This window comes from Kribbella sp. (genome assembly GCF_035655035.1).
GTDB lineage: Bacteria > Actinomycetota > Actinomycetes > Propionibacteriales > Kribbellaceae > Kribbella.
In genome coordinates, this window is the sequence record NZ_DASRVN010000364.1 from 1 (window position 1) to 21,315 (window position 21,315).

The window sequence follows — 21,315 nt, forward strand, 5'->3', positions numbered from 1 at the left end:
GCGCAACGACATCGACCTGGTCCTGGTCGGCGGCGCCGCGCCCCGCGCACAGCAACGTTCGAAGCTGCAGCTGCTAGCCCAGCGCGCCGGTCTCTCGAAGGCGACCCTCGAACGCCTCCAGGAACTCGTCCGCGCCACGCCCGACGACGGCCTCACCACCCGCTCGGTCGCGGACCACCTAGGCATCCAGCCGCGGACCGCCCGCCGGGTCCTGAACCGCCTCGAACGGGCCGGCCTCGCGGATGCCACCGGCACCCAGCTCGGCACCGGCAGCGGCCGCCCGCTGGTGGTCTACCGCGTACATCTCTGACAGTTCCGGCGGTTGACGCACCTCCGTACGTCCGGCTAATTTCAGCCATGACCGTAATTCGGTCGTCCGACTGCCATTGCCGCAAGCAATACTTCAGGAAATGACGGAGGATTGCCCCGATGGACAACAATCAGCTGGCCCGTGACGGTGGTACGCCGGTGCGTACCGGGCCGCTGCCGTCGACGATGGACGCCAGTGGGCGGCGCTTCGGCGACGACGAGGTGAAGGCGGTCGAGCGGGTGCTGCGCAGCGGGATGCTGTCGGGCACCTGGGGTGCCGAGGTGCCGGCGCTGGAGCTGGAGTTCGCCTCGCTGCTCGGCGCCGGGTACGCGGTGGCCTGCAGCTCCGGTACGGCGGCGTTGCACCTGGCGGTGGCGGCGGTGAACCCGGATCCGGGCGACGAGATCATCACCACGCCGATCAGCGACATGGGCACGGTGTTCCCGATCATGATGCAGAACGCCGTACCGGTGTTCGCCGACGTGGACCCGATCACCGGGAATCTCACGCCGGAGACGGTCGAGGCCGCGATCACGCCGCGGACGAAGGCGGTGATCGTCGTCCACCTGTTCGGCAAGCCGGCCGCGGTCCGCGAACTGCGCGAGCTCTGCGACCGGCACGGGATGCTGCTGATCGAGGACTGCGCGCAGGCGTACCTCGCGCCGGTCGGCGACACGTACGTCGGCCGGATCGGGCACATCGGGTGCTTCAGCCTCCAGCAGACCAAGCACATCAGCGCCGGCGACGGCGGACTCACCGTCACCGACGACGCGCAGCACGCGCGCCGGATGCGGCTGTTCGCCGACAAGGGCTGGCCGCGCGACACCGACGAACGCACGTACCTGTTCCTGGCGCTCAACTACCGGATGACCGAGCTGGTCGCGTCGGTGACCCGCGCCCAGCTCACCAAGCTCCGCGGCGTCGTCAAGGATCGCCGTACGGCGGCCGCCCGGCTGACCGCCGCGATCGGGGACCTGCCCGGCGTCACGGCCCCACCCGACGGCGGCGACCATGTGTACTGGCAGTACCCGCTGATCATCTCCGAGGCGGCCGGTGACCTGCGCGAATGGGCCGCCGCGCTGACCGCCGAGGGCATCCCGGCGAACGGCGGCTACCTGACCAGCCCGCTGTACGCCGCACCCGCCGTCCGTGAGCGGATCACGTACGGGAGCTCCGGGTTCCCGCTGCAGGACGTCGAGTACCCGCCCGGCCTGTGCCCGAACGCCGAGGAACTGATCGGCCGTACCCTTCTCGTCCTGCCCTGGAACGAGAACTACACCGACGCCGACGTCGACGACATCGCCGCCGCCGTCCACAAGGTCCACACTGCTCTGGAGCCCACATGAGTGAGACACCCCGGCTGCTCGACTGCGACATCCTGGTCGGGCACGACGTGACGACCGGGCGCTGGGGGCAGCCCGAGACCATCGTGAAGGTGCTCGCGGACAGCGGGATCTCCGGCGGCGTGGTGGCGGCGCTGCGGGCCGTGCACTTCGACGTCCCGTCCGGCAACGCCGAGGCCGCACAAGTTGCCGCAGGCAACGGGTGGACGGCCTGCCCGGTGCTCGACCTGCGCGACCCGCTCGGCGCCGAGAAGGAGCTGGAGCGGCTGCTCGCGAGCGAGACGCCGCCGCGGGCGGTCCGGCTGGCACCGACGGCGCAGAGCGTCGAGCCCGGGTACCCGGCGTTCGAGCACGTCGCCCGGCTGCTCGCGGACGCGGGGCTGACGATCTTCACCGAGGGCGACGTCCGGAAGGTCGGACCGGCGCTGCGCGGGCTCGGTGCCCGGGTGGTGTTCCTCGACACGCACTTCTACTACCTCGGCGACTTCGTCCTGCTGGCCCGCTCCGAGCCCGGGTTCCACACGTCGACGCGGATGCTGACCGGGCCGGACTCGCTGGAGATCGTGGCCGCCGAGGTCGGCGCGGAGCGGCTCGTGTTCGGGGCCCGGACGCCGTTCCACGAGACCCGGTCCGTCGTACGCCGGTTGCTCACCTCGAAGCTCGGCGCGGACGAGATCGCCCAAGCCGGCAGCCGCAGCCTCGAGACCCTCCTGGAGCCCGCATGCTGATCGACGTCCACGCCCACTGGGGCCCGTGGTTCTTCTCGATGGACGTCGCGAGCATCGACGTGAACATCGACGGCCTGGACCGGTTCGGCATCGACCTGCAGCTGGTCTCCGCGATCGAGGCGATCGTGTACGACGCGCCGCTCGGCAACCGGTCGCTCGCCGCCCAGCTCCCGGCGGACCCACGGCTGCGCGGCATGATCGTGGTCGACCCGCGGCGGCTGGAGGAGGCCCGCAAGGACCTCGACGAACTGCTCGCCGGCGACGGCCGGACGCGGTGGGTCGGCGCGAAGATCCACAGCGAGTACAGCCGGACCCCGATCAGTACGGCGCCGATGCAGGCCGCGATCGAGCTCACCACGGAGTACGGCCTGCCGACGCTCGTACACACCTGGGGTGACACCGTCGTGGACCTCGCCGACGTCGCGGCGCGTGTGCCGGGCGCGCGGGTGCTCGCCGGTCACATGGGCGCGAACGGCTGGCCGCGCGTCCCCGAGGCCGCCGACCGGTCCGACCGGATCTGGTTCGAGCCGTGTTGGTCCGCCCCCGAGGCGAACCGGATCCGCTGGATCCTGGATCGGATCGGCCACGACCGGATGATGTTCGGCACCGACGCCACCCTCATAGACCCATCCGTAGCCCTCGGCGCCCTGGAAGCAGCCGACCTAACCCCTGCCGAACAAGCCGCCATCACCCACACCAACGCCCAGGCCCTGTTCGGCCTCTGAGCTGCTAGGCGGTGCGGTTCACGAAGACCAGGATGTCGTGTTCTGGGCCGCGGGTTTCGGGTTCCTGCCAGCCCAGGTGGCGGTAGAAGGCGATGGCGTCGTGGTTCTGGTTCCAGGCCAGGAGCCAGGCGCGGGTGTTGGCCTTGGTCGCGGACTCCAGCAGGCGGCGGGCCAGGCCGGTGCCGCGGGCGTGCTGGAGTACGCCGAGTTCGTCCACCTCGAACGCGCCGATCAGCAGGTCCTCGACCTGCTCCGCGCCGATCCGGTCCAGCACGCTGCCGTACGACCGGTCCGTGCGGAACGGCGCCGGCGTCGTCCACCCGGTCAGGAACCCGGCGATCCGCCCGTCCGCGGACCGCTCGATCCAGGCCTGGAACCCGTCCCGCTCCGCGTCGCCCTCCAGGCGTTTCCGGAACGCGGCCCGGGTGTCCTCGGGGTCCCGGCGCTCGAACGGCGGTGCCGTGAACACCTCGACGTACGCCGTCGTCAGTTCGTCCGCGATCTCCAGGATGTCCCGCCCATACGTGTACACCGCTCCAACCTAGGCGATGGAGCGGTTCGACGTACGGCCGGTTACTTGGCGACGGCCGCCTTCTCCAGGTTGGCCGGCGTACCCTCCGGAGCAGCCGCGGCGGCGCTGCCGGCCGGAGTGGGACCGGGCGTGGCCGCGATCGTCTCCAGTTCGGCGCGGAACTGCGGAAGCATCCAGCGCAGCGGCTGGTCCAGGACGCGTGCGATGGTCGCCTCGTCGACCTTCAGCAGGCCGCCGATCCGGGTGAGCGCGTCCGGCTCGTCGGTGGCGGCGTACAGCAGGTGGACAACTTCGTGCCGGTGCCCGAACACCGCGAGCGCGGCGGCGGCCAGCCCGGCGTCGATTTCTGGCGGACTTGCGATTTCCCCGTTGACTGTCACGTCTCCAACAACCCGTCAGGGGGTGGATCGGTTACGCGTCAGTCTTTACAGCTGCCCAAATCAGCTCGGCAGCCAGGAGACCTTGCCGAGCAGGTACGTCGCGCCGATCAGCGCGGTGGTGTCGATCAGGGTGTGGGCGACGACCAGCGGCATCACGCGGCCCCAGCGGCGGTACAGGTAGGTGAAGATCACGCCCATGATCACGTTGCCGGCGAAGCCGCCGAGGCCCTGGTAGAGGTGGTACGAGCCGCGCAGCAGGGCGCTGGTCGCGGTGGCGCGGCGGACGGACCAGCCGAGCTGGTCGAGGCGGTGGTTGAGGTAGCCGAGCACGATGACTTCCTCGAGTACGGCGTTCTGCGCGGAGACGGCGAACAGGATCGGGATCCGCCACCAGTAGTCCGGGAGCTGGGAGGGGTCGACGGTCAGGTTCACGCCGGCCGCGTGTGCACCGATGTAGAAGAGTAGTCCCGCTCCCCCGATCACTGCCGCGATCGCCGTACCGCGGCCGAGATCCCGCCACCGCTGCTGCAGGTCGAAGCCGATCGTCCGCAAGGACTCCCGGCCCCGCGCCAGCAGATGCCCGACCAGCACGACCGGCACCAGCGCCGTTACCACCGCGAACACCTGCCACGCCAGATCCAGCCACGGCCGCCCCGGCGCCCGAGACCCCACGATCACCGCCGTCTGCCCACCCAACGGCTTCCCGGACGTCAACACCCCCGCGAACGAGATAACCGCCGCCACCCCAGATGCTCCGAGGGACAGAGCTAGCACCAACCAAATCTCCCGCCCAATCACCCGCCGGCTGACGCCGGCAGCCGTGGTGTCGGCGGCGGACGCTCCATCACCGGACCCGCCCGCGGGCGCGGGGTGCGCCGCAGGCGCGGGTGGGGTGGTTTGGTCCGCTGGCGGAGTGGGTGGTTCGGCGGACTTCGTCATGGATCAACTATCTCGCGCAGGTGCGGCGAGTAGTTGCAGGAGGTGGTGGAAGGCGTCGGCGGGGTCTGTGGTCAGGTCGTACTGGGACTGGACCTGGAGGCCGTCGGAGAGCGCTATCAGCAGGGTGGCGATGGTGTCGGGGTCGGCGTCGGGGGTGAGGGTGCCTTCGGACTGGCGGGTGCGGATGGCGTCGGCCAGGCGGGTGCGGAGGGTGGCGTAGCGGTTGACGAAGAACTGGTGCGAGGTGTGGTCCGGGTCGCCGGCTTCGGCGGAGAAGGTGGAGTAGAGCTCGACGAGGCCGGGGACCGTGGTGTTGTGCCGGATGACCGCCTGCAGGCCGTCGACCGGGTTCTCGTCGGCGAAGCGGGCGGCGTCGGCCTCGTCGCGGGCCCGGAGTACCTCCTCGAAGAGCTTCTCCTTGGAGCCGAAGTAGTGCAGCATCCCGGCCTCGCTGAGCCCGGCGGCGGCCGCCAGTTCGCGGGTCGACGTCTTCCGGTACCCGTGGCGCGCGATCACCTCGAGCGCGGCCCGCAGGATCTCGGCACGCTTCGCGACCCCTTTGGCGTACGGACCCCGGGAACTAGCCATCTTCAAAACCTAGCATCACTCGGTTTTCGGTCGTAGCATCGGCGGCATGAACTTCGACGACCTGCTCGGCCGGCTCTCCCTGGAGGAGAAGGTCCGGATCCTCACCGGCCAGGACTTCTGGTCCACCCACGCGCTGCCGTCGATCGGCCTTCGCTCGATGGTGCTGTCCGACGGCCCGAGCGGCGTCCGCGGCCCGGTCTGGGACGAGCGCGACCCGTCGCTGAACCTCCCGTCCGCGACCGCGCTGTCCTCGTCGTGGGACGTCGGCATCGCACACCGGTACGGCGTGGTGTCCGCGCTGGAGGCCCGCCGGAAGAACGTCGATGTCGTGCTCGGCCCGACGATCAACCTGCACCGCTCCCCACTCGGCGGCCGGCACTTCGAGGCGTTCAGCGAGGACCCGGTGCTGACCGCGGACCTGGCCGCGGCGTACGTCGCGGGTGTCCAGGAGCTCGGCGTCGGCGCCACCCCGAAGCACTACGTGGCGAACGACTTCGAGACCGACCGCTTCACCGCGAACGTCGAGGTCGACGAGCGCACCCTCCGCGAGGTGTACCTGCTCGCGTTCGAGAAGGCCGTCACGGAGTCGAAGGCGTGGCTGGTGATGAGCGCCTACAACTCGATCAACGGCGCGACCGCCTCGGAGAACGAGCTGCTCGAGACGCCGCTGAACACCGACTGGGGCTTCGACGGCGTGGTCGTCAGCGACTGGACCGCGGTCCGCAGCATCGAGAGCGCCAAGCACTCCCAGGACCTGGCGATGCCCGGCCCGATCGGCGCCTGGGGCGACGCGCTGCTCGCGGCCGTCCGCTCCGGCGAGGTCAAAGAAGACGCGATCGACCGCAAGGTACGACGGATCCTCGCCCTCGCGGCGCGCGTCGGAGCGCTGGAAGGCACCGGCAAGCCAACCGACGTACCGCAGGTCGACGGCGTAGCCTTCGCGCGAACGGCAGCAGCCGAAGGGACCGTCCTGCTCCGCAACGAAGGTGCTCTCCCCTGGGAGAACGTGCAGAAGGTCGCGGTGATCGGGCACAACGCTCGGGAGGCTCGTACTCAGGGTGGCGGTAGCGCGACCGTGATCCCGAAGAAGGTTGTGTCGCCGCTTGACGGGCTGCGGGCGGCGCTACCGGGGGTCGAGGTCAGTTACTCGATCGGTGCGGTCGTCCAGGAAGGGGTCGCGGATCTCCCGCTCGGCACCATGACCAACCCGGAGAACGGCGAGCACGGTGCTCGGGTGCGGTTCCTGGGGGCGGACGGTGCGGAATTGTTCGCCGAGGACCGGTTCTCCAGCGCGCTCGTGTACCTGGGTGGAAACGCCCCGATCGGCGAGTCCGCGGTCTTCGAGTTCCGGACCACCTGGACCCCGGCCGAGTCCGGCGCGGTGCGGCTCGGCTTCGCGTCGGTCGGCCACGGCCGGATCTTTGCCGACGGCAAGCTTCTTCGCGAGGACACCGCCGTACCGGTCGGCAACGACCTCGGCGCCGCGCTGCTCTCCCCGCCGTCGATCTCCACCCCGCTGGACGTGACCGCCGGCCAACCGGTCGACGTACGCGTCGAGCTCGATCTGCCCAAGGTGGAAGGCGGTCTGAGCAACGCGCTGAGCATCACGGTCGGCGTCGAGCCCGCCGACGACGACCCGCAAGCCCTGATCGACGAGGCGGTCGCCGCGGCCCGCGACGCCGACGTCGCACTCGTTGTCGTCGGCACCAATTCGAAGGTCGAGTCCGAAGGGTACGACCGGACCAGCCTCGCGCTGCCCGGCCGCCAGGACGACCTGGTCCGTGCCGTCGCGGCCGCGAACCCCCGTACGGTCGTGGTCGTCAACGCGGGCTCCCCCGTCCTCCTCCCCTGGCGGAACAACGTGGCAGCGGTGCTGGCGACGTACTTCGGTGGTCAGGAGTACGGCGACGCGCTCGCCGACGTGCTCCTCGGCCGCACCGAGCCGGGCGGCCGTCTCCCCACCACCTGGCCGCGCGAGCAGGCCGACGTACCGGTCATCGACGTCACGCCGGAGAACGGCGTCGTGCGGTACGACGAGGGCATCCACATCGGGTACCGCGCCTGGCTGAAGGCGGGCACCGAGCCGGCGTACGAGTTCGGCCACGGTCTCGGGTACACCACGTGGGAGCTGTCGGACCTGCGCGCCAACGACCCGTCGTCGGTCGCGCTCACGGTCCGCAACACTGGCGACCGGGCCGGCAAGCAGGTCGTCCAGGTGTACGTCGAGCGCCCGGACAGCGCGATCGACCGCCCGGTGCGCTGGCTGGCCGGATTCGCCGTCGTCCGGCTGGACGCCGGGCAGGCCCGCGAGATCACGATCCACCTGCACCAGCACACCTTCGAGCACTGGGCTGTGTCCGGCAACGAGGCACAATGGTCCACCGAGCCCGGTGCCTTCACGATCCGAGCCGGCTCGTCGGTTTCGGACCTGCCGCTCTCCACGGAGCTGCAGGTTCGTTAGCTGCCCGGCTGCACGAGCTTCAACGGGGCTCGGGAGGGTTCGATGCCGGCCGTCGTACGACGCGGCGGCCGGTATCGGACTGCCAGTACAGCACCGAACGCCCGGACCGCCGGCGTTCCAGCAGACCAGCGTCGGTCAGCACCCGCAGGTGGTCGGAGATCGTTGCCAGCGACAACCCAGTCGTTGCCGCGAGCAACGTCGTACTCACCGGCGCGGCCGCCTCGGCGAGGATCAGCGCACGATTACGGCCGAGCAGCTGCACCAGCGGCTCGTCCGGAGACTCGGACGGCGCGAAGATCCCGGTCACCGGGTACGTCAGCGCGAACCGGTCCGGTAGCCGCCAGCTGACGTTGACGCGCTGCGTGTGCGCAGCGATGAACATCAGGTCCCGCCCGCGGACGTCGGTCGGCGGGTAGTCCCAGCGGTTCACCTGGATCCGCCCGTCGCCGAGCCAGCGCACGTCCGGCCCGAGCCCGCGCAGTACGCCGGACCACCCTTGTTCGCTGAGCCGTGCCGTCCGCGACACGACGTCGGCCTGCAGGACCCGCAACCGCCGCGGCCACTCCGGCTCGACCGTCTCCGTCCACACCCACCGCAACAGGTCCGCCGCCGCCTCGGACAGCCCGGACGTCTCGCGGATGACGGCCGGCAACGGTGTCCGTACGACGCTGAGGTCCGCGCGGATGCGGTCGTCGTCCAGCGACGTGAGGTACGAGAGCTCCGCCTCGAGGGTGAGGTCCGGCTCGAGCGGCGGCACGGTGAGGAAGTCGGCCGCCCAGCTCACCCCGAACGCGCTCTCCAGCAGCGCCCTCCACACCGGGTTCGCGTCGAGGACCGACTGATACGCCGCCAGGTGCGCGTCCTTCCACGGCCGGAACCACGGCTCGACCGGAGCGCGCAGCAGCTTCAGCGCGGCCACCGTCTCGGTGAGCTGCGACGTACCGAACCGCGCATTCGCGAGGGTGTCGGCATCGACCAGGAATTCGGACAACGTTTCGCCTCCACCCGAAACTGTAGGCGGCGACGGGCGGGCCGTCGATCCTGCTCACCATGGGTACCTACCGGGCGATCTTCGCCAATGCCGAGTTCCGCAACCTGTGGATCGGGAGCGCGCTGAGCAACGCGTCCGCGACGATGACCAGCCTGACGCTCGCGCTGATGGTCGACACCGCGACCGGGTCGGCGTTGCTGTCCGCGATGATCATGTTCGGCCCGTCGCTGGCCCAGGTCCTCGGGCTGTCCACGTTGATGTCGGCGGCGGACACCGCGCGGCCCCGGCAGGTCATCACGCTGCTGAGCGTGCTCGCCACCGTCGAGGTCGCGGCCCAGGCCGCCTTCGACCTGCCGCCGGGAGCCCGGCTGGTACTGGCGCTCGCGCTCGCCTACGGGTTGTCGATCGGCTCCGGGGCGCGCTGGGGTCTGTTGAGTGAGGTGGTCGACGAACGGCAGTTCGTGCTCGGCCGGTCGGCGATCAACCTGTCGGTCGGCGCGATGCAGATCGCCGGCTTCGGGATCGCCGGCATCCTGCTGCAGACCCTCAGCCCGTCGACGGTCCTGTGGCTGGCGACCGGCTTCTCCGCGGTCGCCGTCGGGGTCAACCGTTTCGGGCTCCGGGACCGCCCGCCGCGCCGGGTCGCGCGGACCGGGCTCGCGGAGACCTGGCGCGGCAACCGCGCGCTGCTCGCGAACCGCCGTACCCGCCCGTTGTTCGTCGCGCTCGCGATCCCGAACGGCCTGATCGTCGGGTGCGAGGCGCTGTTCGTCCCGTACGCCGGTACGCGCGCGGGCTGGCTGCTCGCTGCCGGTGCGGCCGGGATGATGACGGGTGACCTCGTCGTCGGCCGGTTCCTCACCCGGAACGGCCGCCGGATCGCCGGGCAGTGGCTGCGGATCGTGCTCGCCGTACCGTTCCTCGGGTTCGCGTTCGGCCTGCCGATCGCGGTGCTCTGCGTACTGGTCGCGATCGGCAGCAGCGGGTACTCCGCTTCGCTCGCCCAGCAGGAACTGCTCGTCGATCTCACCCCGGCCGAGCTCCGCGGGCAGGTGCTCGGGCTGGAGTCCGCGCTCCGGATGACCACGTTCGGCGTGGTCGCGATCCTCGCCGGCGCACTGGCCGATCTGACCTCGCCCGCGCCGGCGATGACGCTCTGCGCAGCGGCCTCGCTGCTGGTCTCGGTTGCCCTGACCCGCACATTAAGCTCGCTGTATGGAAGCGGTGCGACTGCGGAGGGTCTCCAAGCGGTACGGCCGGAGGGAGATCCTGACCGACGTCGACCTGCACCTGAACGCGGGTGAACTGGTTGCGCTGATCGGCGCCAACGGCTCCGGGAAATCGACCGTACTGCGGCTGATGGTCGGCCTGTCGCAGCCGTCCACGGGATCGGTCGAGCGGGATGCGCACGTCGTCGGCTACGTACCGGACGTGTTCGCGTCGCACGACCGCCTGTCCGCGTCGGCGTACCTGACCCACCTGGGCCGGATCCGCGGACTGAACACCCGGACCGCGCACGACCGCTCGCACGAACTGCTGGACCGCCTCGCGCTCTCCGGTGGCGCGGACACCCCGATGCGCAAGCTGTCGAAGGGCAACGCGCAGAAGGTCGCGCTGGCGCAGGCCCTGCTCGTCCCACCGCAACTGCTGGTGCTCGACGAGCCATGGGCTGGTCTCGACGCCACCGCGCACAGCACCCTGCGCGAGCTGCTCACCGAGACCGCCGAGCAGGGCGCGGCCGTCGCGTTCACCGAGCACTCAGCCGAGACGGTCCGCACGACCGCGACCCGCGTCTGCGAGCTCCACCACGGCCGGCTGACCACCACGTCGGAGCAGCTCAGCATCACCGAGCTGCTGCTGGTTCCGGGCACGGACATCGACTGGACGCAGTACCCCGACGTTCTCGACGTACGGCGGCAAGACGGGCACGTCACGCTGACCCTGCCGACGGGCCGCCACGACGCGGCGTTGCTGACCGCGTTGAACCACGGCTGGTCGGTCACGACCGTACGGCGGCTGCGATGACGGCCCAGATGACGGCCCTGTACCGGTACCTGATGCACAGCGTCCTGCTCTCCCAGCGGTACCTCCCGCCGATGCTGATCTTCTTCGGCGCGCTCGCGGTCGGTACGGCGTCCGACAACGGGCCGCTGCAGTCGTCGTACGCGTTCGGCGTGCTGGTGATGCTCGTCTGCTCGACCTGGATGACGGTCGCGATCGTCAACCACGAGGACCCGACGCAGCGGAAGATCACGCTGGTCACGGTCGGCAGCTCGCTGCGCGCGCTCGCGATCACGATCGCGGTGGTGGTCACGTGGTGCGTACCGCTGGTGCTGTTCGGGCTGATCTGCCCGCTGGTCACCGGCGATCACCACGCGACCGTCGGCGACGTACTCGTCGGGGCGCTCGCGATGGTGGCGTCCGGGATGATCGGGATCGCGATCGGCGTGCTGTGCTCGCGGCTGCTGATCCGCCGGATCGGGATTGCGATGCTGGCCGCGGCGACCCTGATCCTGCTGATGCTGGTACGCCGGATCTCGCCGGTCAGCGCGCTGATGAAGGTCCTGTCCGACGAGAAACCCGCCGCCACGAACGCCGCACCGACAACCCTGCTCGCCGTCCTCTGCCTGGCCGTCCTGGTCGCCGCCGTCCTGATCGCGAGAACCGTCTCCGACCGGAAGGAATGATCAGGAGGCCGCCCTTGACGACGACAGGCCGAGCTGGGCGGCCGAGCCGCGGACGATCAGGGAGGTCGCGAGCTCGACGTGGTGGGACGCGACCGGCTCCCCGGCCGCCAACTGCAGCGCGGTCCGGAGCGCGACCGCGCCCATCTCGCGCAGCGGCTGCCGGACCGTGGTGAGCGGCGGCGACGCGAGCCGGGCGACCTCGGTGTCGTCGAAGCCGACCACGCTCAGGTCCTCCGGCACCCGCAGGCCGCGCGCCCGGGCCGCCTCCAGGACGCCTAGCGCCACCTCGTCGCTGCCGGCGAAGATCGCGGTCGGGCGGTCCGGCAGGTCGAGCATCGCGGACCCGGCGGCCACGCCGTCGTCGTACAGGAAGTCGCTCAGCCAGACGTAGTCCGGCGGGATGCCGGCGCCGACCGACTCCATCGCGTTCCGGTAGCCGCTCATCCGGGCCTGGTTGCAGCGCGACGTCGGGGGGCCGCCGATGTACGCGATCCGGCGGTGGCCGAGCGAGAGCAGGTGCTGGGTGGCGGCCATCCCGCCGGCGAAGTTCGTCGAGCCGACGCTGGTCACGTCCGGCTCCGGGGTGTTCGCGGGGTCGATCACGACCATCGGCAGCCGGGCCCGCGACAGCGCCGCCAGGTCGGCCTCGGCGAGTGAGCTGGTGAGTCCGATCGCGGCCCGGCGGCCGTTCGCGATCAGCTGCCGGATCCAGCTCGCGGTCCGGCCCGGGGCGGCGCCGCCGGACGGCGGGTGCTTCGGCCGGGAGTTCAGCACCACGTCGACGCCGGCCGCCTGGCCCGCCTCGACCACGCCCTGGATCACCTCGACCGAGTACGCGTTCACGACGCCCTGGTAGAACAGCTCGACCGTGGCGCGCTGCACCGGCTCCGGGCGGCGTCCGACGTACCCGTGCCTCTCCAGGACCTCCTGGACCCGGGCGCGGGTGGCCGGCGAGACGTCGCTGCGTCCGTTCAGCACCTTGGAGACCGTGGCGATCGAGACACCGGCCGATCCGGCCACGGTGGCCAGGGTGACCCGCCCCTTCAACTGCGACATGCTCGTCACCCTCCTCCAGGATCATGGCTGACCGACACCGGCGTCGTCAGGACCCGGTCGTGCCCCACCACCCTCACATCCCCGGTGATCCGCAGCATCGCACGACACGGCAGGTCCAGCGCCGACGTGCCCACCATCACGTCGAACTCCCCGGGCTCCACGATCCGCCGCAGGTCCGGACCCGTGTACGCCGTGCGATCGGCGTGCACGCGGAACGTCATCTCGGCCGCCGCTCCGGGTTCGAGCGACACCCGCGCGAACCCGGTCAGCAGCTTCAACGGCCGCGCGACCTGGGCGACGACGTCCCGCAGGTACAGCTGCACGACCTCGTCACCCGCCCGGTAGCCGGTGTTCCGCACCCGCACGGTCGCGGTGAACTCGCCGTCGCTGCCGATCTCGTCGCTGCTCAGCCGCAGGTCGCCGACGCTGAACGTCGTGTACGACGCGCCGTACCCGAACGGGTACAACGGCCGCGTCTCGAGCCCGCTGATCCCCGCGCTCTCCACACTGCCCAGCGCGGGCTGCAGGTACGTACCGGGCTGGCCACCGACATGCCGCGGGAGCTGCACCGGCAACTTCCCGCTCGGCACGATCCGCCCGCTCAGCACCCCCGCGATCGCCGCCGCACCTTCCTGCCCCGGGATGAACGCCTGCACCAACGCCGCGACCCGATCCGCGTACTCCCCCAGCGCATATGGCCGCCCCGACACCACGACCAGCACCACAGGCTTCCCGGTATCCAGCAGCGCATTCACCAGCTCCCCCTGCACTCCGGGCAACCTCAGGTCCTCCGCGTCGCACCCCTCCCCCGACGTCCCGTGCCCGAACAAACCGGACAGGTCACCAACGAACGCAACCGCCACATCACAGTCCTGCGTCAACGCAACAGCCTGCTCGAACCCGGAGCGATCGTTCCCCGTCACGGCGCACCCCTGGGCGTACGGCACCTCCCCCAACTCGTTGCGCAAGGCACCCAACGGCGTACCGACCTCGATCCCCAGACCACGCTCCGGGTACCGCGGCAGCACGTGATTCGGGAACGCGTAGCACCCCATCAACGTCCGCGGGTCGTCGGCACAGGGTCCGATCACTGCGACCTTCGCCTGGTGGTTCAGCGGGAGGACTGTGCCCGCGTCGAGGAGCACGATCGATTTCTCGGCCAGCTCGGCGGCAATGGCCCTGTTCTGTTCCGAGTTGAGGTTCAGTCCTTGGGCACTCACCGAGTCCTCTGGGGTCCAGTCGGCGTCCAGGAGGCCAAGTTGCGCTTTCTGGAGGAGGACTCGGCGGGCTGCCCGGTCGACGAGCGCCTCGGGGAGCTCACCCGAGCGGACCTTCGCCACGAGCCCGCCGTACCCAACGGTGTCCGGCAGTTCCACATCCGTACCGGCCGTCAGCGCCAGTGCACCCGCCGCCGCGTCGTCGGCCGCGACGCGGTGCATCGACGCCAGGAACGGCACCGCCCAGTAGTCCGACACGACGGTGCCCTCGAACCACCAGTCGTCCCGCAGTACGTCGGTGAACAACCACGGGTCGGCGCTCGCGGGCAGTCCGTCGAGGTCGGCGTACGAGCTCATCACCGACCCGGCGCCGGCGGTCGCGATCGCGGTCTCAAAGGTCGGCAGGATGATGTCCAGCAGTTCGCGGCGCCCCATCGACACCGGCCCGTGGTTCCGGCCGGCCCGCGAGGCGGAGTACCCGGCGAAGTGTTTCAGCGTCGCGAGCACACCCGCACTCTGCAACCCGCGGACGTACGCCGAGCCCAGGATCCCTACCAGGTAAGGGTCTTCGCCCATCGTCTCCTCGACCCGGCCCCACCGGTAGTCGCGGACCACGTCGAGCACCGGCGACAACCCCTGGTGGACGCCGGCCGCGGCCATGTCCCGCCCGATCGCGGCGGCCATCCGCTCGACCAGAGCCGGGTCGAACGTCGCGCCCCACGCGATCGACGCCGGGTACACGGTCGCGCCGTACGTCGTGAACCCGGTCAGGCACTCCTCGTGCACCAGCGCCGGTACGCCGAGCCGGGAGCCCTTCAGGACGATCTCGTGCTGGCGGACCACCTCCGCGACGCCCTGCTCCACCGACTGCGGGTAGCTGCCCCAGACCCGGGTGAGCTGCCCGAGACCGTCCCGGCTCGCGTCCGCGAGCGAGAGCGAGGCGCCCGTGGAGAACACGTCCTCCAGCGGCGCGACGTTGATCGTCTCGTCCGCGGGGAGCTCGTGGTCGGCCATGTCGTTGCCCACCCAGCGGCTGCCGAGCTGCGCGACCTTCTCCTCCAGCGTCATCGCCGCCAGCAGCAGCCCGGCCCGCTCGGCGGCGGGCAGGGACGGGTCGGCCCAGGGCCGCTCGGTCGCGATGGACAAGAAAATCTCCCTTGATCAACATTCGTTTCGGTGAGCAATTATCGAAACCTTTTCGATGCTCTCCCGGCCTCCCCGGCAACCGGCCCCGAATCTGTGAATCTGCTGTCTGACCAGGCGATTGCGTGACCTCACTGTGACCCCGAAAAGTCCTTAGTTCAAGTCTTGACAGCACAATCTCCGAAATCTATGTTTCGAAAACAAGTCATATCGGCAGGTGCTTCCGCAACCTGTGGGGGCAGCACGGAGTACGGAGATCACTGTGGATCCGAACACGACATCCCGGCGTACGTTCCTCGGCCTGGTCGGCGGTGGCGCGCTGGCAGCCGGCCTCGCGGCCTGCGGTAGCTCCGGCCCGACCAGCACGCCCGGTTCCACCACGGGCGCCGGTGGCGGTGGTGGAGCCGGCAGCGGTGCGACGTACTGGTTCCTCACCGGACAGCCGCAGCAGGCCATCCGCGAGGCACAGGTCAAACGGTTCAACGACGCGAACTCGAGTACCAAGCTCAAGACCACCGAGTTCCAGAACGACGCGTTCAAGCAGAAGATCAAGACCGCGATCGGCGCCGGCCAGGGCCCGACGCTGATCTGGGGCTGGGGCGGCGGCGGCCTGAAGAGCTACGTGCAGGCCAACCAGGTCGAGGACCTGACCGATTTCTTCAGCCAGAACGCGAAGCTGAAGGAATCGATCTTCCCGTCCGCGTTCGGCGCCGCGACCGTGAACGGCAAGGCCTACGCGATGCCGGTCGAGACCGTGACCCCGATCGTGCTGTTCTACGACAAGCGCGCGTTCGACAAGATCGGCGCCCAGCCCCCGAAGACCTGGGGCGAGATCCTGGACCTGGTGCCGAAGTTCAACGCCAAGGGCATCGCGCCGTTCTCGCTCGGCGGACAGTCCCGCTGGACGAACATGATGTGGCTGGAGTTCCTGTTCGACCGGATCGGCGGCAAGGAGGTCTTCCAGAACATCTACGACGGCAAGAAGGACGGCTGGTCCGACCCGTCCGCGATCAAGGCCCTGGAGGAGATGCAGAAGCTGATCAAGGCGAACGGCTTCATCAAGGGCTTCTCCTCGATCACCGCGGACTCGAACGCCGACCAGGCGCTGCTGTTCACCGGCAAGGCCGCGATGATGCTGCACGGCGCCTGGACGTACGGCAACATGAAGTCGTCCGGCGGCGACTTCGTCACCGGCGGGCACCTCGGCTACATGAACTTCCCACCGGTCGACGGCGGCAAGGGCGACCCGAGCGACACCGTCGGCAACCCGGGTCAGTACCTGTCGATCTCCTCGAAGGCCAGCGACGCCGACAAGGCCACCGCGAAGAAGTTCCTCGCCAACTACACCCTCGACGACGCGTCGGTGTCGGACTGGGTGAAGTCCGGCAACATCGCGGTCGCGAAGAGCTCGAAGGACAAGCTGTCCTCGATCACCGACAAGTTCGACTCCGAGTGGCTGAACTTCGTCTACGACACCGCGTCGGGCGCGAAGAACTTCGCCCAGTCCTGGGACCAGGCGCTCAGCCCGTCGCAGGCCGAGACGCTCCTCGACAACATCGCCAAGCTGTTCCAGCTGTCCATCTCCCCGCAGCAGTTCGCGACGAACATGAACGCGGTGATCGGCCAGTGACTGTTACCGCTCCGCCCGTCGCGCCGGCGACGACCGAACACCGTCCGACGTCCGGCGCAGGGCGGAGCGGTTCGGTCGCCTGGATGGTGCTGCCCGCGCTGCTGCTGTTCGTGGTGTTCGGCGTCATCCCGCTGATCGGCGTCCTCGTGCTGAGCTTCACCCAGTGGGACGGGCTCGGCGCGATCCACGCCGCCGGGCTGTCCAACTGGAAGTCCGTGCTGACCGACTCGCAGCTGCCGCACAGCATCCTGGTGACCTTCGAGATCATGATCCTGTCCTGGGCCGTGCAGACGCCGATGAGCCTGCTGCTCGGGACGTTCCTGGCCGGCCGGCAGCGGTACCGCGCGTTCCTCGCGGTGCTGTACTTCATCCCGCTGCTGCTCAGCTCGGCCGCGATCGCGATCACCTACAAGGCGCTGCTCGACCCGAACTTCGGGCTCGGCGCCGGCCTGAAGATCGGGTTCCTCACCCAGGACTGGCTCGGCAAGAGCAACCTGGCGATCGGCGTGGTGATCTTCATCGTGTCCTGGCAGTTCATCCCGTTCCACTCGCTGATCTACCAGGGCGGTGTCCGGCAGATCCCGACCACGATGTACGAGGCCGCCTCGATCGACGGCGCCGGCCGGGTCCGGCAGTTCTTCAGCATCACGGTGCCGCAGCTGAAGTACACGATCATCACTTCGTCGACGCTGATGGTGGTCGGCTCGCTGACGTTCTTCGACCTGATCTTCGTCCTCACCGCGGGCGGCCCCGGCGACGCCACCCGGGTGCTCGCGCTCGACATGTACAAGCGCGGCTTCATGTCCAACCAGATGGGTCCGGCCAGCGTGATCGCCGCGCTGATCGTGCTCCTCGGCCTCGCCCTCGCCCTGCTGCTGCGCAAGCTCGGCGGCAGTACGACGGCCAGCCAGCAGGAAGGGGCGTGACGATGCGAGTCCGGAAACTCCTGCAGCTGAACTGGTTCGGCGGACTGGCCGGCTGGATCTGGCTGGCGATCGTACTGATCCCGCTGTACTGGATCGTGGTCACCAGCTTCAAGGACCAGAGCGCGTACTTCACCCAGAACCCGTTCGCGCTGCCGTCCGCGCCGACCGCGAACAACTACCAACTGGTGATCCAGTCCGACTTCCCGCGGTACTTCCTGAACAGCGTGATCGTCACCGCGGGCACGATCATCCCGGCGGTCGCGATCTCGTTCATGGCGGCGTACGCGATCATCCGCGGAGCCGGCAGCAGGTTCCTCGCCGGGGTCAACGGCCTGTTCCTGATGGGGCTGGCGATCCCGCTGCAGGCGACGATCATCCCGGTGTACCTGCTGATCATCCGGATGCGCCTGTACGACAGTCTGCTGGCCTTGATCCTGCCGTCGATCGCGTTCGCGATCCCGTTGTCGGTGCTGGTGCTCGCGAACTTCATCCGCGACGTACCCAAGGAGCTCTTCGAGTCGATGCGGGTCGACGGGGCGTCCGAGTGGGGCATGATGCGCAAGCTCGCGCTGCCGCTCACCCGGCCTGCACTGGTGACCGTCAGCATCTACAACGGCCTCGGCGTCTGGAACGGGTTCCTGCTGCCACTGATCCTCACCCAGAGCCCCGACAAGCGCACGCTTCCGCTGGCGCTGTGGACGTTCCAGGGCCAGTACAGCGTGAACGTACCGGCAGTGCTCGCCTCCGTCGTCCTCACCACGCTACCGATCGTGCTCCTGTACGCCGTAAGCCGCCGCCAACTCCTCAGCGGCCTCACTGCGGGCTTCAGCCGGTAAGAGCTTCCTGCTTCGGGGTCTGGTCGCCCATGACGCCAGCGCCAGTACGGCGAACGCGGTGGGGGCGACCATCCCGGAGTACTGGTGGGCGGCCCCGTTCGAGGCGGCGGCGCCGAGCATGTTGATCAGGACCCCGGCGTACGCCCACTCCTTCAGTCGCGGCAGCCCCGGTACGGCGATGACCACCGCGGCGGCGAGCTTGGCGCCGCCGAGGATCGGCGACAGGTAGCCCGGATACCCGAGGTCGATCAGCATCGGGTAGAACGGCGCCATCCGGAACAGGTCCATGGTGCCGCCGACGGCACACTCCCCCACGACGATCGCGGTCGTTGCCCAATAGGTTCTTCGCATCCGACTCACCGGCTATCGAAACGGTCCCGTACTCTTCGGCTAACGGTACGATAGCGTGCCGATGGAGGAGGATCAATGGCAGCTGGGAAGGTCAGGCCGGTTTCGCGCGGCGACGGTGCGCGGCAGCGGATGCTCGAGGCCGCGCTCGCGGTGCTCGGCGAGTCCGGGCTGGCCGGGTTCACGATGGAGGCGGTCGCCCGGCGGGCCGGCGCCAGCAAGGCGACGCTTTACCGCCGCTGGCCGACCACGAGCGAGCTGCTGGTCGACGCGATGGACGCGACGTACCGCCCGCTCCCCACGCCCGACACCGGCTCGGTCACCAAGGACGTCACCGAGATCCTGACCGCGTTCGTCACGCTCCTCGAACGGACGCCGTTCCCGCGCCTGCTCGCCGCCTTCATCGACGCCGCCGAACGCGATCCGGCGCTCTCGAAGCTCCACCAGGACCTGACGAAACGCCGCCGCGAGCCTCTTCTGATCGTGCTCCGCCGTGGACGCGAACGCGGCGAGCTACCGCCCGACACCGATCCGGAGCTGACCACGGACCTGCTGACCAGCCCGTTCTTCTACCGTCATTTCGTTGCCCACCGCCCCGTTCCGCGACGGATGGTGTCCGACGTCGTCGCCCGCGTGCTCTCTCCGAAGACCTGACGCGTCCCGTCCGCCAGGATCACCAGCCCGGACCGCTCCGGCCGCGCCCGCAACCACTCCAGCCCGTTCGCTCCGAGGGCGAACGCCGCGGTCGCGTCGATGTCGGCCTGGGTGAGCGACCGGTACACGACGGTGACCGACGCCAGCACGCTCGGCGTCACCCCGGTCCGGGCGTCGGTGATGTGGTGACCCCGCCGGTGCAACCCGGAGGTGGCGATGGCGCCGTTCCGGATCGGTACCACCGCCGCGAGCTGGTCCGGCGCGAACGGGTCCTCGATCCCGATCCGCCACGGCTCGACGTTCGGCCCGGACACCCGGCAGGTCAGGTCGCCACCGGCGCCCAGGCAGTAGTCGGTGGCCGGCAGCCGGTCGAGCTTCCGCGCGGCGCGTTCCACCGCCCAGCCCTTCACCACGCCGCTCGGGTCGAGCCGGGCGTTCCGCCGTACGTCGAACGCGCCGCCGGACTCGATCCGCGCCTGCTCGCCGAGGGCCAGCACCTCCGCGACCTCGGGCGGGCAGTCCGCGATCGCCAGCGCGCCGCGGTTCAGCTTCGACACGTAAGAGTCGCCGCGGTAGGTGCTGAAGACCCGGTCGGCGGTCCGCAGTACGTCGAGCACCTCGGACCACGCCCGGACCGCGCGGTCGTCGTCGGTGTGCCGGCCGCGCAGCGCGAGGCTGATCGGCATCCCCATCACGTGCTCGACGTACCGCTTCATTTGCCTTGGTCCAAAGCGCTTTGGAGCGATTGGATGTAGCCACCGCTGGTGACCGTCGCGCCACTGACCATGTCGATCTGCGCGCTCTGGGCCTGGACGGTCTCGTTGATGAGGACCGGGAGCGCGTAGCTGTTGATCTCGGCGTCGCGGTGGTTCCCGTTCGGATACTGCAGCACGCTGACCGCGGTGATCTTGCCGGCCTGCTCGGTGAGCTGGACCTGGACCGGACCCCACTGCGTCTGCGCGACACTGCCGGTGACCGTCGCGGACTTCGACGTCGGCGTACTGGACGGGGCCGGGGTCGACGGCGTAGCCGGCGTCGTGGGGGTCGTCGATGCGGGTGGCGCGGTCGGGGTGGTTGCCGGCGATTCGTTGGTGCCGCCACCGATGGTCGGGCCTACGGCCGCCTCGGGGCCGGAGGTGGACGTGTGGTAGGCGAACATCAGGACGACCGCCGAGACGGTACCGAGGAGCCAGAGCACGATGCGTTTCACGGCGGTCACCACTTGAAGGTCTCGAGATGGAGCCGCTCGGCCGGCAGGCCGGCGGCTGTGAGGGTGGCGCGGACCAGGTCCGTCCACGCCTCGGGGCCGCACAGGTACACGTCGCGCTCGGCGATGTCCGGGATCCAGTGCAGCAGCATGTGCAGGTCGTCGTACTCCGGGACTCCGGCGCCGAACCACGAATCCGGCCGCCGCCGCGCGCCCGGCAGCGTCAGCAGGGACAGTCCGCGGTCGCGCCACAGGGTCTGGAACTCGTCGTGGAACAGCGGCTGGTCGGTGTACCGCTGGACGAGCACCGCGTCGCCCGGCGCGTAGTCGAGGCCCTCGGCGAGCGCCCGCAGCGGAGTGACGCCGACGCCGGCTCCGATCAGCGCGATCTTCCGCTGCGTCCGGGCGCGTGGGCTCATCCGGCCGTACGGTCCCTCGACGAGTACGCGCGTACCAGGTCTGACCGACCTGAGGGCGGCGCTGCCGTCGCCGGCGTCCTGCACGGTGATCCGCAGGCCGCGGCCGTCGGGGGCGGCCGACAACGAGTACGGGTTCGCGCGCGTCCAGCCGGGGCGGCCGAGGAAGCGCCACGAGAAGAACTGGCCGGCCTCGGC

At 69.9% G+C, this 21,315-nt stretch carries 22 protein-coding genes and 1 pseudogene; 12 read left to right on the forward strand and 11 right to left on the reverse strand.

Annotated elements, in window-relative coordinates:
• The 4 genes from VFF46_RS20155 to VFF46_RS20170 all read left to right on the forward strand — a co-directional run.
• A partial coding sequence (locus tag VFF46_RS20155; protein ID WP_325038709.1) for a helix-turn-helix domain-containing protein occupies positions 1-310 on the forward strand: 310 nt, incomplete at its 5' end.
• 119 nt (positions 311-429) lie between these two features.
• Complete coding sequence (locus tag VFF46_RS20160; protein WP_325038710.1) at positions 430-1,656, forward strand: DegT/DnrJ/EryC1/StrS family aminotransferase; 1,227 nt, start codon at positions 430-432, stop codon at positions 1,654-1,656.
• The gene (locus VFF46_RS20165; protein WP_325038711.1) at positions 1,653-2,381 is read left to right on the forward strand and encodes a hypothetical protein; all 729 of its coding nucleotides are present in this window, start codon (positions 1,653-1,655) and stop codon (positions 2,379-2,381) included. Before VFF46_RS20160 ends, VFF46_RS20165 begins: the two co-directional genes overlap by 4 nt.
• Positions 2,375-3,106, forward strand: coding sequence for an amidohydrolase family protein (locus VFF46_RS20170; RefSeq protein WP_325038712.1), 732 nt, complete (start codon positions 2,375-2,377; stop codon positions 3,104-3,106). The genes VFF46_RS20165 and VFF46_RS20170 overlap by 7 nt, the downstream gene beginning before the upstream one ends.
• A gap of 4 nt (positions 3,107-3,110) precedes the next feature.
• Here VFF46_RS20170 and VFF46_RS20175 read toward each other — a convergent pair whose 3' ends face one another.
• From VFF46_RS20175 to VFF46_RS20190, 4 genes are all read right to left on the reverse strand, one after another.
• A complete protein-coding gene (locus VFF46_RS20175; protein ID WP_325038713.1) occupies positions 3,111-3,638 on the reverse strand; it encodes a GNAT family N-acetyltransferase in 528 nt (175 codons plus the stop codon).
• 41 nt (positions 3,639-3,679) lie between these two features.
• Complete coding sequence (locus VFF46_RS20180; RefSeq protein WP_325038714.1) at positions 3,680-4,018, reverse strand: hypothetical protein; 339 nt, start codon at positions 4,016-4,018, stop codon at positions 3,680-3,682.
• Between the two features lie 60 nt (positions 4,019-4,078).
• Positions 4,079-4,762, reverse strand: coding sequence for a type II CAAX endopeptidase family protein (locus VFF46_RS20185; RefSeq protein ID WP_325038715.1), 684 nt, complete (start codon positions 4,760-4,762; stop codon positions 4,079-4,081).
• A 198-nt stretch (positions 4,763-4,960) separates the two neighbouring features.
• Entirely contained in the window at positions 4,961-5,545 is a 585-nt protein-coding gene (locus VFF46_RS20190) for a TetR/AcrR family transcriptional regulator (protein ID WP_325038716.1), read from the reverse strand.
• Between the two features lie 46 nt (positions 5,546-5,591).
• Here VFF46_RS20190 and VFF46_RS20195 point away from each other — a divergent pair, with 46 nt between their 5' ends.
• A complete protein-coding gene (locus tag VFF46_RS20195; protein ID WP_325038717.1) occupies positions 5,592-8,006 on the forward strand; it encodes a glycoside hydrolase family 3 protein in 2,415 nt (804 codons plus the stop codon).
• A 19-nt stretch (positions 8,007-8,025) separates the two neighbouring features.
• On the opposite strand, the gene VFF46_RS20200 is transcribed toward VFF46_RS20195, so the two are convergent.
• Complete coding sequence (locus VFF46_RS20200) at positions 8,026-8,997, reverse strand: ArsR/SmtB family transcription factor (protein WP_325038718.1); 972 nt, start codon at positions 8,995-8,997, stop codon at positions 8,026-8,028.
• Positions 8,998-9,056: 59 nt separating this feature from the next.
• Here VFF46_RS20200 and VFF46_RS20205 point away from each other — a divergent pair, with 59 nt between their 5' ends.
• From VFF46_RS20205 to VFF46_RS20215, 3 genes are read left to right on the forward strand one after another with little or no spacing between them, the layout of a single operon-like run.
• Positions 9,057-10,301, forward strand: coding sequence for an MFS transporter (locus VFF46_RS20205; protein WP_325038719.1), 1,245 nt, complete (start codon positions 9,057-9,059; stop codon positions 10,299-10,301).
• Positions 10,213-11,022 (forward strand): ATP-binding cassette domain-containing protein, encoded by an 810-nt coding sequence (locus VFF46_RS20210; protein WP_325038720.1) that lies wholly within the window; start codon positions 10,213-10,215, stop codon positions 11,020-11,022. The genes VFF46_RS20205 and VFF46_RS20210 overlap by 89 nt, the downstream gene beginning before the upstream one ends.
• Positions 11,019-11,684, forward strand: coding sequence for a hypothetical protein (locus tag VFF46_RS20215; protein WP_325038721.1), 666 nt, complete (start codon positions 11,019-11,021; stop codon positions 11,682-11,684). The genes VFF46_RS20210 and VFF46_RS20215 overlap by 4 nt, the downstream gene beginning before the upstream one ends.
• Here VFF46_RS20215 and VFF46_RS20220 read toward each other — a convergent pair whose 3' ends face one another.
• Together VFF46_RS20220 and VFF46_RS20225 are read right to left on the reverse strand one after the other, a co-directional pair.
• Positions 11,685-12,740, reverse strand: a complete 1,056-nt coding sequence (locus VFF46_RS20220; protein WP_325038722.1) for a LacI family DNA-binding transcriptional regulator — start codon at positions 12,738-12,740, stop codon at positions 11,685-11,687.
• A gap of 5 nt (positions 12,741-12,745) precedes the next feature.
• The gene (locus VFF46_RS20225; RefSeq protein WP_325038723.1) at positions 12,746-15,103 is read right to left on the reverse strand and encodes a glycoside hydrolase family 3 N-terminal domain-containing protein; all 2,358 of its coding nucleotides are present in this window, start codon (positions 15,101-15,103) and stop codon (positions 12,746-12,748) included.
• A gap of 259 nt (positions 15,104-15,362) precedes the next feature.
• On the opposite strand from VFF46_RS20225, the gene VFF46_RS20230 reads away from it, so the two are divergent.
• The 3 genes from VFF46_RS20230 to VFF46_RS20240 are packed head-to-tail and all read left to right on the forward strand — an operon-like array spanning position 15,363 to position 18,492.
• A complete protein-coding gene (locus VFF46_RS20230) occupies positions 15,363-16,730 on the forward strand; it encodes an extracellular solute-binding protein (RefSeq protein WP_325038724.1) in 1,368 nt (455 codons plus the stop codon).
• Positions 16,727-17,656: a sugar ABC transporter permease gene (locus VFF46_RS20235; protein WP_325038725.1), complete on the forward strand. Its 930-nt coding sequence runs from the start codon at positions 16,727-16,729 to the stop codon at positions 17,654-17,656. The genes VFF46_RS20230 and VFF46_RS20235 overlap by 4 nt, the downstream gene beginning before the upstream one ends.
• Before the next feature lie 2 nt (positions 17,657-17,658).
• A complete protein-coding gene (locus tag VFF46_RS20240; RefSeq protein ID WP_325038731.1) occupies positions 17,659-18,492 on the forward strand; it encodes a carbohydrate ABC transporter permease in 834 nt (277 codons plus the stop codon).
• On the opposite strand, the gene VFF46_RS20245 is transcribed toward VFF46_RS20240, so the two are convergent.
• Positions 18,418-18,843, reverse strand: a complete 426-nt coding sequence (locus VFF46_RS20245; RefSeq protein WP_325038726.1) for a DoxX family protein — start codon at positions 18,841-18,843, stop codon at positions 18,418-18,420. The two genes, VFF46_RS20240 and VFF46_RS20245, sit on opposite strands and share 75 nt — an antisense overlap.
• A gap of 75 nt (positions 18,844-18,918) precedes the next feature.
• On the opposite strand from VFF46_RS20245, the gene VFF46_RS20250 reads away from it, so the two are divergent.
• Complete coding sequence (locus tag VFF46_RS20250; protein ID WP_325038727.1) at positions 18,919-19,494, forward strand: TetR/AcrR family transcriptional regulator; 576 nt, start codon at positions 18,919-18,921, stop codon at positions 19,492-19,494.
• On the opposite strand, the gene VFF46_RS20255 is transcribed toward VFF46_RS20250, so the two are convergent.
• The 3 genes and pseudogenes from VFF46_RS20255 to VFF46_RS20265 all read right to left on the reverse strand — a co-directional run.
• Entirely contained in the window at positions 19,416-20,210 is a 795-nt protein-coding gene (locus VFF46_RS20255) for an FAD:protein FMN transferase (RefSeq protein ID WP_325038728.1), read from the reverse strand. The two genes, VFF46_RS20250 and VFF46_RS20255, sit on opposite strands and share 79 nt — an antisense overlap.
• Entirely contained in the window at positions 20,207-20,704 is a 498-nt protein-coding gene (locus VFF46_RS20260; protein WP_325038730.1) for an FMN-binding protein, read from the reverse strand. The genes VFF46_RS20255 and VFF46_RS20260 overlap by 4 nt, the downstream gene beginning before the upstream one ends.
• 5 nt (positions 20,705-20,709) lie before the next feature.
• A pseudogene (locus VFF46_RS20265) lies at positions 20,710-21,315 on the reverse strand (oxidoreductase); the annotation flags it as partial.

Excerpts from the sequence above, each read along its gene's own strand:
- VFF46_RS20160 (WP_325038710.1), top strand. The coding sequence starts at position 430 with ATGGACAACAATCAGCTGGCCCGTGACGGTGGTACGCCGGTGCGTACC.
- VFF46_RS20165 (WP_325038711.1), top strand. The coding sequence starts at position 1,653 with ATGAGTGAGACACCCCGGCTGCTCGACTGCGACATCCTGGTCGGGCAC.
- VFF46_RS20170 (WP_325038712.1), top strand. The coding sequence starts at position 2,375 with ATGCTGATCGACGTCCACGCCCACTGGGGCCCGTGGTTCTTCTCGATG.
- VFF46_RS20190 (WP_325038716.1), bottom strand. The coding sequence starts at position 5,545 with ATGGCTAGTTCCCGGGGTCCGTACGCCAAAGGGGTCGCGAAGCGTGCC.
- VFF46_RS20195 (WP_325038717.1), top strand. The coding sequence starts at position 5,592 with ATGAACTTCGACGACCTGCTCGGCCGGCTCTCCCTGGAGGAGAAGGTC.
- VFF46_RS20205 (WP_325038719.1), top strand. The coding sequence starts at position 9,057 with ATGGGTACCTACCGGGCGATCTTCGCCAATGCCGAGTTCCGCAACCTG.
- VFF46_RS20210 (WP_325038720.1), top strand. The coding sequence starts at position 10,213 with ATGGAAGCGGTGCGACTGCGGAGGGTCTCCAAGCGGTACGGCCGGAGG.
- VFF46_RS20215 (WP_325038721.1), top strand. The coding sequence starts at position 11,019 with ATGACGGCCCAGATGACGGCCCTGTACCGGTACCTGATGCACAGCGTC.
- VFF46_RS20220 (WP_325038722.1), bottom strand. The coding sequence starts at position 12,740 with ATGTCGCAGTTGAAGGGGCGGGTCACCCTGGCCACCGTGGCCGGATCG.
- VFF46_RS20240 (WP_325038731.1), top strand. The coding sequence starts at position 17,659 with ATGCGAGTCCGGAAACTCCTGCAGCTGAACTGGTTCGGCGGACTGGCC.
- VFF46_RS20245 (WP_325038726.1), bottom strand. The coding sequence starts at position 18,843 with ATGCGAAGAACCTATTGGGCAACGACCGCGATCGTCGTGGGGGAGTGT.
- VFF46_RS20250 (WP_325038727.1), top strand. The coding sequence starts at position 18,919 with ATGGCAGCTGGGAAGGTCAGGCCGGTTTCGCGCGGCGACGGTGCGCGG.
- VFF46_RS20255 (WP_325038728.1), bottom strand. The coding sequence starts at position 20,210 with ATGAAGCGGTACGTCGAGCACGTGATGGGGATGCCGATCAGCCTCGCG.